The sequence below is a fragment of the Roseburia sp. AF42-8 genome (assembly GCF_003435965.1).
In the GTDB taxonomy this organism is placed as follows: domain Bacteria; phylum Bacillota; class Clostridia; order Lachnospirales; family Lachnospiraceae; genus Roseburia_C; species Roseburia_C amylophila.
Genome location: NZ_QTVB01000003.1, coordinates 31,598 through 44,776, shown reverse-complemented (window position 1 = coordinate 44,776; position 13,179 = coordinate 31,598). Strand labels below are relative to the sequence as shown.

General features: G+C 41.7%; 14 protein-coding genes. 13 read left to right on the top strand and 1 reads right to left on the bottom strand.

The features are described 5' to 3' along the window. Positions 1-2: 2 nt before the first annotated feature. The 7 genes from pgmB to DW059_RS01990 all read left to right on the top strand — a co-directional run bounded on the left by pgmB (position 3) and on the right by DW059_RS01990 (position 7,259). A complete protein-coding gene (gene pgmB, locus DW059_RS02020) occupies positions 3-560 on the top strand; it encodes a beta-phosphoglucomutase (protein ID WP_330408215.1) in 558 nt (185 codons plus the stop codon). Between the two features lie 92 nt (positions 561-652). Then, complete coding sequence (locus DW059_RS02015; protein WP_117697265.1) at positions 653-1,801, top strand: glycerate kinase family protein; 1,149 nt, start codon at positions 653-655, stop codon at positions 1,799-1,801. Positions 1,802-2,107: 306 nt separating this feature from the next. Next, entirely contained in the window at positions 2,108-3,487 is a 1,380-nt protein-coding gene (locus tag DW059_RS02010) for a PTS transporter subunit EIIC (RefSeq protein ID WP_117697263.1), read from the top strand. Continuing rightward, positions 3,474-4,940: a glycoside hydrolase family 1 protein gene (locus tag DW059_RS02005; RefSeq protein WP_117697261.1), complete on the top strand. Its 1,467-nt coding sequence runs from the start codon at positions 3,474-3,476 to the stop codon at positions 4,938-4,940. Before DW059_RS02010 ends, DW059_RS02005 begins: the two co-directional genes overlap by 14 nt. Next, a complete protein-coding gene (locus DW059_RS02000) occupies positions 4,924-5,874 on the top strand; it encodes a nuclear transport factor 2 family protein (RefSeq protein ID WP_117697259.1) in 951 nt (316 codons plus the stop codon). Before DW059_RS02005 ends, DW059_RS02000 begins: the two co-directional genes overlap by 17 nt. A 39-nt stretch (positions 5,875-5,913) precedes the next feature. Next, entirely contained in the window at positions 5,914-6,783 is an 870-nt protein-coding gene (locus DW059_RS01995; RefSeq protein ID WP_117697257.1) for a PRD domain-containing protein, read from the top strand. Further along, entirely contained in the window at positions 6,783-7,259 is a 477-nt protein-coding gene (locus DW059_RS01990; protein WP_117697255.1) for a PTS sugar transporter subunit IIA, read from the top strand. The genes DW059_RS01995 and DW059_RS01990 overlap by 1 nt, the downstream gene beginning before the upstream one ends. A gap of 2 nt (positions 7,260-7,261) precedes the next feature. Here the strand turns inward: DW059_RS01990 and DW059_RS01985 are convergent, their stop codons facing one another. After that, positions 7,262-7,684, bottom strand: a complete 423-nt coding sequence (locus DW059_RS01985) for a hypothetical protein (RefSeq protein WP_117697253.1) — start codon at positions 7,682-7,684, stop codon at positions 7,262-7,264. Positions 7,685-7,775: 91 nt separating this feature from the next. On the opposite strand from DW059_RS01985, the gene DW059_RS01980 reads away from it, so the two are divergent. The 6 genes from DW059_RS01980 (at position 7,776) to rpsL (ending at position 13,086) form a co-directional block, all read left to right on the top strand. Beyond that, positions 7,776-8,861, top strand: a complete 1,086-nt coding sequence (locus DW059_RS01980) for a serine/threonine-protein kinase (protein WP_117697251.1) — start codon at positions 7,776-7,778, stop codon at positions 8,859-8,861. 139 nt (positions 8,862-9,000) lie between these two features. Beyond that, on the top strand, positions 9,001-9,765 hold the full coding sequence (locus DW059_RS01975) for a hypothetical protein (protein ID WP_117697249.1): 765 nt from the start codon (positions 9,001-9,003) through the stop codon (positions 9,763-9,765). A 238-nt stretch (positions 9,766-10,003) separates the two neighbouring features. Beyond that, the gene (locus DW059_RS01970; protein WP_117697247.1) at positions 10,004-10,492 is read left to right on the top strand and encodes a GNAT family N-acetyltransferase; all 489 of its coding nucleotides are present in this window, start codon (positions 10,004-10,006) and stop codon (positions 10,490-10,492) included. A gap of 28 nt (positions 10,493-10,520) precedes the next feature. Beyond that, positions 10,521-11,222 (top strand): DNA/RNA nuclease SfsA, encoded by a 702-nt coding sequence (gene sfsA, locus DW059_RS01965; RefSeq protein ID WP_117697245.1) that lies wholly within the window; start codon positions 10,521-10,523, stop codon positions 11,220-11,222. A 36-nt stretch (positions 11,223-11,258) separates the two neighbouring features. After that, positions 11,259-11,813, top strand: coding sequence for an acyltransferase (locus tag DW059_RS01960; RefSeq protein WP_117697243.1), 555 nt, complete (start codon positions 11,259-11,261; stop codon positions 11,811-11,813). An 853-nt stretch (positions 11,814-12,666) separates the two neighbouring features. Further along, positions 12,667-13,086: a 30S ribosomal protein S12 gene (gene rpsL, locus DW059_RS01950; protein WP_022242941.1), complete on the top strand. Its 420-nt coding sequence runs from the start codon at positions 12,667-12,669 to the stop codon at positions 13,084-13,086. The last annotated feature ends 93 nt before the right edge of the window (positions 13,087-13,179 follow it).

Here is a 13,179-nt window from a genome sequence, read left to right as displayed (position 1 = left end):
ATATGAAGGCAATCATATTTGATCTGGATGGAGTATTGGTGCATACAGACCAGTATCATTATCAGGCATGGAAAAGTCTTGCAGATGAATTAAATCTTCCGTTTGATGAAAAGAAAAATGACAGACTGCGTGGAATCAGCCGTATGGAGAGTCTTGAGATTGTATTAGAAGACTCAGATAAGACTTACACCAATGAAGAGAAGGAGCATATGGCAGAAAAGAAAAATGAAATATACCGCCGGTTATTATCACAGATGACTCCACAGGATGTGAAAGCTGAAGTAAGGGAAGCGTTATCACGGTTAAAAAGTATGGGTTATCTTCTTGCGGTCGGTTCCTCCAGCAAAAATGCAAAATATATTCTGGAGAGAACGGCATTGACGGGATATTTTGATGCAATTTCAGACGGAAATGGATTACAGCATTCCAAACCGAATCCGGAAGTTTTTTTGAAGGCAGCAGATATGCTGTTGGTGAGACCGGAACTCTGTTATGTGGTAGAAGATGCAGAGGCTGGTATACAGGCAGCAAAAGCAGCCGGAATGGTGGCAATTGCATAGGCAGTGCTGCGAAATGTAATATTTCAGACTTTTCAATTCATGATTTTTGTGACATACTTCAGGTAGTAGAATAAGCAAATGAGGAAAATCCAATGAAAGTAATCGTAGCAATAGATTCATTAAAAGGCAGTTTAAGTTCCTTAGAGGCGGGAAAAGCCGCAGAAGAAGGAATAAAGAGGGCGATGCCTGAAGCAGAAATAATTATAAAGCCGGTAGCAGACGGTGGCGAAGGAACAGTATCTGCGCTGACAAGCGGTCTGAATGGCAGATTGGAAAAAGCAGAAGTGACAGGACCACTTGGTCAGAAAGTAAAGGCGGTCTATGGGATTCTTCCGGACAAAACTGCTGTAATAGAAATGGCAGAAGCAGCTGGTCTGCCACTGGTGCCGGTGGATAAACGAAATCCAATGGAAACCACTACTTATGGTGTGGGGGAACTGATAAGCCATGCCATGGACAGAGGCTGCCGTAAGTTTATCGTTGGAATTGGCGGCAGTGCCACCAATGATGGCGGTTCCGGAATGCTGCAGGCATTAGGCTGTCATTTTTATAAAAAAGATGGAATCGAAATAGGATTTGGAGCAAAAGAACTGAAAGACCTGGAAACGATAGATACGGAGGCGTTGGATAAGAGGCTGAAAGAATGTACCTTTGAAATAGCCTGTGATGTGACAAATCCATTATGTGGCACAACAGGTGCCAGCGCTGTGTTTGCACCACAGAAGGGTGCAGATGAAGCAATGCTGGTAAAACTGGATGAGGCGTTATCTCATTTTGCTGATGTATCAGAAAAGGCTTTAGGAGTAGACAACCGGAACATGCCGGGAGCCGGAGCAGCAGGCGGACTGGGCTTTGCATTTGCATCCTATCTGGGCGGGGATTTACGTCCGGGCGTAGAGATAGTATTAGATGCGGTATTGCCGGAGAAAGAATTAAGTGAAGCCGATATCGTAGTGACCGGAGAAGGAAGATTTGACGGACAGACTGCTATGGGAAAAGCGCCGGTTGGAATTGCAAAGCGGGCAAAAGAAAAGGGCTGCATGGTACTGGTATTTGCCGGAAGCATTGAACCGCAGGGCGTCCGGAAAGTGCAGGATGATATGCAGCTTATCGATGGAGCATTTCCAATTTTGCCGGGTGTGATGACATTGGAAGAAGCCATGCAGAAGACTGTGGCATATGAGAATATGAGCTATACGGCAGAGCAGGTATTCCGGGTGATTGGAAATTGTCAGAAGTGACGAAATTTTCCGGTATAATTTGGCAAATATTACGGCTTGTAATTGCTGGATTTGCATGGTACCATAAATATATCAATTGAGAACAAGATTGTAACTCCTTGGAGGCATTACTTGTACAGCTTTTCGTTGTATGGTGCCAAAGAGGAGCTTTTTTGTTGCAGCAAATGGAAATTTCCGAGAGGATTGTTATCCTGGAAACAGGAGCATTACCCAAAGGACATAGTAAAGCGCGTGCTATGTGTTTTGGGTATTTTTTGTTAAAAATGATTGTTATAAAACGAGGCAGCAGAAAGGAGAGTGTTTCATATGCAGAGTAAATTTGAAAAAATAGCGGAAGAAATACTGGAAAGAATAGGGGGAGCAGCAAATATAAGTAATTGCACACATTGTATGACCAGACTGCGGTTTACATTAAAAGATACCAGCCTGGTGAAAGCAGAGGAAATAGAGGCATTACAGGGAGTACTGGGCATAAAAAATGCAGGAGGACAATTTCAGGTAATCATTGGAAAAGATGTGAATGATGTCTATGACTGTGTCTGCAAAATTGCAAATATCAAAACTACAGAATTAGATATTACAGATGGAGAAGAGGCTGGAGAAAAGAAAAAAATCGGACAGCAGATATTAGATTATATCAGCAATGCATTCATACCATTGGTTCCGGCACTGGTTGGTTCCGGTATGTTAAAGGGATTCCTGTCCTTGTTTACTTATTTAGGCTGGCTGGATGCAACCAGCGCAACGTATGCTGTATTGTCAGCAGCAGGAAATGCAGTATTTTATTTTATACCGCTTTTAATTGCATATAATACAGCAAAATATTTAAAAGCAAATATTGTTGTTGCAATGGTTATCATGGGAGCGTTGATGGAACCGAATTTTACGGCACTGGCAGGAGCAGAAGACCCATTAACATTATTTGGACTGCCGTTAACGGTAATAACATATTCTTCCATGATTATACCAGCATTAATTATAGTACCTATACAGGCTCAGCTGGAAAAATTACTGAAGAGGTTTATTCCCAAATCAATCCAGTTATTATTTGTGCCACTGATTACCATTTTTGTTATGGTGGTATTGAGTGTATTGGTAATTGGCCCGGCATCCAGTGAATTGTCCAATCTGATTGGAAAGGCAAGTAACTGGCTGAATGATACCAATGCAGTTTTGTTTGGAATTCTGGTAGGTGGAACTGTTGGATATCTGACTATTCTTGGTGTACATATGGCACTGGTACCTATTATCATGTTGAATTTTACAAATATGGGAGCTGACCCGGTATTGGCATTTATGAGTGCAACCTGTTATGCACAGATTGGAGTGGCATTTGCTATCTGGTTCAGAAGCAAAGACAAGGAAGTAAAATCTCTTGCAGGAGCAAGCGGAATTACCGCATTACTTGCCGGAGTGACAGAGCCGATTCTCTTTGGCGTATGTATGAAATATAAACGTTCTTATGCAGTGATTGGTATTGCCGGAGCCCTGGGCGGTATGATAATGGGAATTTTCGGATGTAAGGCAATGGGATTTGTCAATGCAGGAATTTTAGGATTATCCGGATATTTTTCAGATACATTTGGATTCTATTTACTGGCAGCAGCAGTAAGTATGGTCGCAGGATTTATTTTGATGGCAGTGTTTGGATTTGGTAAAGGAGAGAGAAAGGATGCAGCAAGATAAAGGAAGCTTTCCAGATGATTTTCTGTGGGGTGGTGCTGTTTCAGCGTGTCAGACAGAAGGCGGCTGGAATGTAAATGGAAAAGGAGCCAGCATAGCAGACTGTATGGCATTGGGAGATAAGGAGGAGGGGAGAAAATGCTTCCCCTCCTTAGATAAAAAATATATTTATCCATCTCATTATGGAAATCATTTTTATGAGCATTATGAAGAAGATATCAAATTATTTGCAGAAGCAGGATTTCGATGTTTCCGGATGTCTGTTGCGTGGACAAGAATATTCCCAACGGGAGAGGAAGAAACTCCGAATCAGGCAGGCTTAGACTACTATAGAAGCGTGTTTGAAACCTGCAGAAAATATAAGATAGAGCCGATAGTTACAATTCTGCATTATGATCTGCCATTGGCACTTGCAATGAAATATGAAGGCTGGAGTAATCCAAAGCTGATCCCGCTATATGAAAAATATGCAAAAACCATAATCGATGAATATGCAGATCTGGTGGTTTACTGGATTCCTTTTAATGAGATAAACTGCCTGACACTGCCGCTTGGAACAGTATTTGGCGGTGGAATAATCGAAAAAGAAGGATGCAATATTTTACCGGAACAGGATGACATGGAAAGAAGATACCGGTGTTTGCATCACCAGTTTCTTGCGGCAGCATGGGTAAGTGCATATGCACATGAAAAATATCCACATATCAGGGTTGGTACAATGATTGCCTATTACTGTACCTATCCTTATTCCTGCAGACCGGAGGATGTAAGAATGGCACAGGAGCATCATAAGATTCACAATCTCTTTTGCCTGGATGTGCGGTTAAAAGGAAAGTATCCATGGTATATGAAAAAGTTTTTCCGGAAAAATAAGATTTCGATAACATGCAGTAAAGAAGAGGAAGAACTTTTGCAGAAAGGAACAGCCGATTTTTGTGGATTCAGTTATTATTTTTCGAATTGTATCAGTGGACAGCAGGGATTGGAGTCCTCCATGGGAAACCTGATGGTAGGAGTGAAGAATCCATATTTAAAACAAAGTGAGTGGGGCTGGCAGATTGATGCAGAGGGACTTCGGATTGCTTTGAATGAATTGTATGGAAGGTATGAAGTCCCGCTTATGGTATTGGAAAATGGTCTGGGAGCACGAGACCATATAGAAAATGGAAAAATTCAGGATACCTACCGCATTGCCTATTTAAAGGAACATATAAATGCCGTAAAAGAAGCACTGGAAGATGGTGCGGATGTGAAGGCTTATACGGCGTGGGGATGTATAGATTTAGTAGGTGTGAGTACAGGTGAAATGGATAAACGCTATGGAATTATTTATGTAGACTTTGATAACAAAGGAAATGGAAGTGGAAAGAGAATTCCAAAAGAATCTTATTACTGGTACCGTCAGGTTATAGAAAGCGGGGGAAAAGAGAGTTTATCATATGAGAGAAAGAGATAAAATAAAGCAACAGTTTGAATATTTTGTCCAGGGTCTGGAAAAGAATGATGCGAAGTTCTGGGAGGTGGTCATTGCCAAAGATTGCAGAATGCAGTCGGAAACGGTTGGAGATGCGGAGGGATTTGATGCAGTCAAAGAGAAATTGGTCTGGAGAGGACCAAAGCTGGATTTCAGCCGGTACCGGATTTACAATACATGTATTTTTCAGGAAAAGGATCAGGCGGTGCAGTCGGCATATGTGATTGCAACAGTGGGAGTGAAGGAAGATTATTATTTACACTGGTTTACATTTGGCGGACACTATCTGATAAACTGGATAAAGGAAGATGCGATATGGAAAATGAGTAGTCTGAAATACTGCCATGATATGGAATGCGGAAATACATCCTTTGTCCGTGGATGGTGGAAGTTAATTGATTATGATATCTGGACCGGCTATAAAAAACATCCTGTTATTTCAAAAGAGGAAGCACCATGGCGGGTAATGGACAATGGGGAAGACTGGACAGAGGAAGAAAAGATTGCAGATCTGTTCTGCCGGTATGCATGGGGGATTGATGAGGATGACTTTGAGATTACAGCATCGGTTATGACAGAGACGATTCAGTCGAATATACCGGGAAACTCCTTTGAAGGAAAAAAGGAACTGCTCACTATGCTGCAGGGAAAGCGGAAAAAGGAAAACAGTATGTCGCATGTGGGAAAGATTGTGTCGATAAAGCAAACCGGCAATGAAGCAGAAATGGTGGTATGGCGGTATGAACCGCACAGAATCGGCACAAAATTTACCCATGCTGGTAATATTGATACTATGTTTTATTCGGTAGACTACCTGTGGCACCTGAAAAAAGAGGATGGCAGGTGGTTGGTAACAGGAATCGATTATAATATTGGTGTATTTGGTGAAAAAGATGATGGAAGATACTATCAGTAACGTAGTATAATAGAGAAAACTCATGTGGAGGAAAAAGCGATGCTTGCAATTAAGAAAATCAATAATAATGTAGCAGTATGTAAAGATGGGAATGGTTGTGAATTAATTGCTTTTGGAAAGGGAATTGGATTTCCACAGATGCCATATGAGATAAAACTGGAAAATATAGACAGGACATTTTACAATATCAGCGCACAGTACATGGGACTGATGAATGAACTGCCGATGGATATCATAGAATTTACAATGAAAATACTGCCGGTGGTACAGAGCAAGCTGGATTATGATTTAAATCCAAATCTTGTGCTGACACTGGCGGACCATCTGGCATTTGCAATGGAGCGGGAGAGGAAGAAAATTTATATTGAGATGCCGCTTATTTATGACATGGAGCAGCAGTATCCCATGGAAATGAAATTGAGCCGGTATATTGTGGCACAAATGGACAAAGTATTTCATGTGAAATTAAAAAGAAATGAATTATCAGGAATTGCCATGTCTATCATAAGTGCAAAGATTACATCCGAGCAGAAGACAAATGGAACGGATAAGATTGACTTCGAAGGCGTATTGAAGGATATCGGCCGGATTATAGAAAAGGAGCTTCATATCGTGGTAAATAAAGAATCCTTTGATTATGCCAGATTTGCAACTCATATAAAATATCTTTTGGACCGGATTTGCAGTAAACAATATATTGATACGGATAATATCACACTGTATCAGAATCTCAGGGAAGAGTTTGCGGATATTTCCAGATGTGTGGACTGTATTATAGAATATCTGAATCAGAAATTAGATTGTGAAGTAACAGAAGAGGAAAAAATGTATCTGATTCTGCATGTAAACCGGATTTGCAGTAAGGAAAAATGTGCAGAAGAAACAGAGGATGGGAAAGGAAATAGATAATGTTTTTTAAGAAAAAAGAAAGTGGAGAAGAAATATTTGCTCCGATGAATGGAAAATATATCGAACAGGCACAGATTCCGGATGCAATATTTGCAGAAGGAATGCTGGGAACAGGATGTGGTATCTGCCCGGAAGATGGCACCGTTTATGCACCGGCAGATGGTAAAATCGTTTCTGTGGCAGAAACTGGACATGCCATTGGAATAGAGACACCAAAGGGTGCAGAACTGCTGATTCATATAGGTATGGATACAGTGGAACTGAATGGACAGGGCTTTGAAGTATTTGCAAAAGAAGGGAACAAGGTAACAAAGGGACAGAAACTTATAAGCTGTGATCTGGAATTTGTGAAATTAAAAGGATTTTCTACAGTTACCGCATTGGTTGTCACCAATGCTGCTGAATTTAATGAAATTTATTTTGAAACAGGAAAAACATTTCCTGCCACAGCTTTGCTGGGCGAAGTAAGAAAATAATTTCAGGCGAGTTCCTTATATCCTAATTCATACAGTAATTCATTTACATCTGAGAGTGCACAGTTCCGCTGCAGGGAAAAGATAATCGCGCTGTCCCGTTCTATACGGGCATAGAGAATGGGATATCCGGTGGCTTTTAAAAGATTCTGTACTTCCGTAAAGGATAAATGCATGGCAAAGCAGAGAGCAAGCACTTTGTCTCTGGAAGGACGCTTGCGTCCATCAAAAATCTGATAACAGTAGTTACGGTCAAGACCGCTTTTCCGAATGAGAGAAGGCAGGTCTTGATTTTTTGTATGAATCAGCTGATTGAGATAATCGGAAACAGAGACCTGTACCAGCTCTGGTTCTTCCTGCTCGGTATAATCGGAGAAGGAAGGCGTATTTTTTAAAATATCTAAAAGTTCCTGCGTTGATTTTTTCATTTGGCGAATCCACCCATTTCTGCTATAGTGATATTGATTATCATAGAATGCAGAAGATAAAAATGCAAGAGAAAAAGGGAGTCTGACAGCAATGAGCGAAAAATTATACCAGGAGTTTCAAAGAAAACAGCAGGTGCCATTGACGATATTGGGAGGTAAGATGCCTTATCAGACGCAGCTGGTGCAGGACACTTCCACGGGAAGGATTCTGGTTCAAAAAATTATAAAGAAAGAAAATATTCCCATTTATTGTAAATTACAGAACCTGCAAAGTCCACATCTTGTAAGAATCATAAGCTGCAAAGAGCAGCAGGATGTGGGCGTGATATTAGAAGAATATATCAGCGGAGAAACACTGGATGAAAAATTGCGGCGATATGGGACAATGCCGCCGGAACTTGTCGGAAATTATGCACAGCAGCTGTTGGAGGTGCTGGAGCAGATTCATGCACAGGGAATTGTACATCGGGATATTTCACCGAAAAATATATTGATTTCCACAGATGGAGTTGTAAAATTACTGGATTTTGACATTTCTCGGCAATGGAAAATGAACCGGAATGCAGACACAACGATTCTTGGAACGGCTGGCTTTGCATCTCCGGAACAGTATGGTTTCCTTCAGACAGATGCAACGGCAGATATTTATGCAGTGGGTGTTCTGATGAATGTGATGTTAGAGGGCGTGCTGCCGAATGTACGGCTGACAGGGAAAAAACCATTCCAGGGTATCATAAAAAAGTGCATAGAGATTGACCCACAGAACCGCTACCAGAGTGTCAGTGAACTCAGGCTGGCATTTAAACCGGAGAGACAAATGCCCCAGGGGAAGCAGACGATTCTTCCGGGCTTCCGGACCGGAGTTGTCTGGAAAGAGATACTGGCAGTTTTTATTTATCTGTTTCTGATTATAGGCAGTATACAGTTTATGATGATGTATGGTAAAACGCCGGCCGCTTTTGGACTGGAAGCAATTGCGGTACTTATCTATGCATGGCTGTCCTGCGCGGTGGGATTCAATTTCCTGCTGTGGGATACCAAAGTCCCGGGAATCCGTTCGCTTCAGAAACCGGTACGGATAATCATCCGGATTATCCTGGCACTTATCCTTTTCTATTTTGGAATGCTACTGGAAAATTATGTAAAATTTACGCTGCTTGGGCTGACACCACAATAGAAATTGCCTGGCAGGAAGAGACAGGAAAATGATTGACATAAAAACGATTTAAAAATGTATGCCGTCAGCATACCACAAAACCTTCCGACTCATATATGATTGTCTCATACATAAGATTTATGAAAACGGGAGGCATAAGATGGAAAAAGTAAAGAAACCAATTTATAAGAAATGGTGGTTCTGGGTAATTATCGTTGTAGTCGTATTTGCAATTGCAGCAGGCGGTGGAAGCAGCAAGAAGGATTCGGATAAGAATTCTGTTACAGACACAGAACAGGCAGAGAGCGGCAAGAGCAAAGATACTGATAAAGATGCTGGGAAGGAAGATGCTCCGGAAGAAGATTTATCACAAATCGAGACGGACTATACCCTTGGAGCAGGACATTACACAGCAGGTGTTGACCTTCCAGTTGGTAAGTGCAATCTGACAGCAGTAAGCGGAAATGGAAATGTCAGCAGCAGTAATATGTTTAATGGCGGCATCAATGCAATGTTTGGCGTGGATGATGGGAACGGACTTTATGAATCCTTTTTTAATGGATTGAAAATAAAGGAAAACGTGGAACTTAAGATTTCAGGAGATGTAGTAGTACAGGTCAGCTATACAGAAGTAACCGGAGGCATGAGTGGAAGAGAATATGATGAATCAGCGGCAGTGGAATTAGGCAGTGGCAATTATACGGCAGGCACAGATTTCCCGGCAGGAACGTATACCGTAACAGCTGTGGATGGAACCGGAAACGTCAGCACATCAAATTTATATGATGGTGGAATGAATGAGATGTTTGGAGTAGACGATGGAAATGGTCTTTATACACCAGAAGTGAAAAATGTGGAACTGAGTGATGGCGTGGAATTGAAGGTGAGCGGAGTAAACATTCGCCTGGTGCCAGTGAAAGAATAGTTTGGATTTCAGAAAACAGAACAGAAAAGTATAATAAAAAACAGAACAGAAGAGCACAACGGAAAATGTCTTTGATAAAGGACAAGGCTGTTGTGCTTTTCCTGTTTCACAGGAAATACTACGAGAACTGGAATTCGTCTCTTGAGAAAAATCATAAGGGATTATACAATAAGAGAAAGTTATAAAAGGTTATAAAAGAATTAAAAAGTTATAAAGAGTTATAAAAGGAGTACACAAAATGACAATCCGTACCGCGCAGATGGAAGATATTGATGCAATTACAGCAGTGGAGACAGAATGTTTTCCACCGGCAGAAGCAGCAACGAGGGAAGAATTCGCAGAACGTTTAAAATATTATAAAGACCATTTCTGGCTGATGTTCGATGGGGGACATCTGGTGGCATTTGTTGATGGCATGGTGACTAATCAGAAAGACCTTACAGATGAAATGTATGAAAAGGCAGACCTGCATGAGGAGCAGGGGGACTGGCAGATGATTTTCGGTGTGAATACCATTCCTGCATACCGAAGACACGGTCGTGCAGAACAGTTATTAAAAAGAGCTATTGCGGATGCGAAAGCCCAGGGAAGAAAAGGGCTGGTGCTGACCTGCAAGGATAAGCTGATACATTACTATGCAAAATTTGGATTTGAAAATGAAGGCATTTCAGAATCCACTCATGGTGATGTGGTCTGGAACCAGATGCGTCTGACTTTTCAAAAATAAGATAAACAGGAATCAGAGGATATAGAAAATGAAATATCAAAAAGTGGTAGAGGGAAAATTTGTAGACCGTCCCAACCGTTTTATTGCGCATGTTAAAATTGATGGAGAACTTCAGACGGTGCATGTAAAAAATACCGGGCGCTGCAAGGAACTGCTGCTTCCGGATGCAGCGGTCTATCTGGAAGTGGCAGACAATCCAAAACGAAAGACAGCATATGATCTGATTGCTGTATATAAAGAAAATTTCGGGCTTATTAATATAGATAGTCAGGCGCCTAACAAGGTGGCAAAAGAATGGCTTGAGACACAATCGTTTGATTTGATCAGACCGGAATATAAATATGGAAATTCCAGGATAGATTTTTATATGAAAAAAGGACAGCAGGAATATTTAATGGAAGTAAAGGGCTGTACTTTGGAACGTGATGGCATTGGTTATTTCCCGGATGCACCGACGGAACGTGGCGTGAAACATTTGCGGGAGCTGGCAGAAGCAAGGAAGGCTGGCTATGAATGTATATTGGCATTTGTAATTCAGATGGAAGGTGTGGAAGAAGTGCGGGCAAATGTAATGACCCATCCTGAGTTTGGAAAAGCATTGGAAGAGGCAGGTGCAGCAGGCGTAAAGATATGGTTTCTTATGTGTAAAGTAGAAAAGGACGGCCTCAGCGTGAAAGACTGGGCTCAGCGTGCAGAAACAGCGGACACACGATTGCATTCAAATGGTTAATTGCCAAAGGAAGAATAATTAAGGAGAATACGGCGAATGGATTGCAAAGAAGTAAGAGTTGATATGAGAATACCAAATCCAAAAGACCGGGAAGAAAATGTAAGGGCGGCGCAGATTATGTTTCAAATGAACCATACGATGCCTTTTACGGAAGAATATCAGACACTTTTAAAAGAATTGTTTGGAGAGAACCTTGGAGAGGGAAGCTACGTTGCAGCACCAATCAGTGGTGCCTGTGTCAGTACCATGAAAATTGGAAAAAATGTTTATATTAATTCTGGGCTGCTGGCAATGGCACGTGGTGGAATCGCCATAGAGGATGGCGTGCAGATTGCAGCTAATGTCCAGCTGATTTCGAATAATCATGATCCTTATGATTTGTCGATACTGACCTGCAAGCCGGTGCTAATTAAAAAAGCCGCATGGATTGGCGCGGGCGCAAGCATCCTGCCGGGGGTAAGCATTGGAAAACATGCCATCGTCGGGGCAGCATCAGTAGTGACAAAAGATGTGCCGGACTATGCAGTCGCAGTCGGAAATCCGGCAAGGGTAATAAAGTATCTGGATGCCAGCCGTTTCGAAGAGATATAAGGAATAGATTTTATGGGATGGCAGGCAATATATAGCCAGGAAAAGAGTGCTGCGCTTCAATATTGTAATGGTGGGTTCCCATCGCAACCGGGCTACATAGTCGGGAAAAGGGTACTACGCTTCGATGACATTTTTTACTGAGAAGCAGCATAATTAGGAGGAAGAATGATAGCTGAAAAATAGTTGGTTAACAGAAATATCATACTAACGCTAATAATATAGAAGAAATGGTATGAAAAATGAGGGAAAATCTCTTGAAAAGTAAGCTATAAAGCAGAAAAATCATACTTAAAAGAAGATAAAGACAGATTTAGTATGAGAAAAGTAAGAAAAGTTGCGGAAAAATCATACTAAAAGGAATATGTTGCTGCATTTAGTGTGAAAAGATGCCACTTCAATTCCGCTGCGCTCCATCTCAGTCGTGGCTGTCGCCACGTCATCAGAAAGCCCCAGCCGGCGAGCCAGAGAACTTCGATTCCGCTGACGCTCCATCTCAGTCGTGGCTGTCGCCACATGAACGGAAAGATTCAGGCATAAGAACGAGAACCGCAACTTCGATTCCGCTGACGCTCCATCTCAGTCGTGGCTGTCGCCACATCATCAGAAAGCCCCAGCCAGCGAGCCAGAGAACTTCGATTCCGCTGCGCTCCATCTCAGTCGTGGCTGTCGCCACATCAAAAAGAAAGCTTTCAGCCGTTATCAAATAAATTTGAACAGCTGAAAGCCTTCTTTTTTTCTCTGGCTCGTAGCTTACACGAAAAATTTGCTTGACAAGTGGCGAATCGGCTTATATACTGAATTAGTGTGCATACAAATGCACATTTATCAAATAATAGCACAGGAGGTGAAAATAATGCCAACATTTAACCAGTTAGTAAGAAAAGGACGTCAGACATCTGTTAAGAAGTCTACTGCACCTGCACTTCAGAAGGGCTACAATTCTTTAAAGAAGAAAGCAACTGATACTTCTGCTCCTCAGAAGAGAGGTGTTTGTACCGCTGTTAAGACAGCTACACCTAAAAAACCTAACTCAGCTCTTAGAAAGATCGCCAGAGTACGTCTTTCCAACGGAATCGAAGTAACAAGCTACATTCCAGGAGAGGGACACAACTTACAGGAACATAGCGTTGTTCTTATCCGTGGTGGTCGTGTTAAGGACTTACCAGGTACAAGATACCATATTATCCGTGGAACTCTTGATACAGCAGGAGTCGCTAACAGAAAACAGGCTCGTTCCAAATACGGCGCTAAGAGACCAAAAGACGCTAAATAAGCTTAGCGCACACCAATAGTATCACAAACAGAGCTAAAGGTAAGTGTTGGAATTATTGTCACATACGATATATTTCCGCACGAACACATTTTA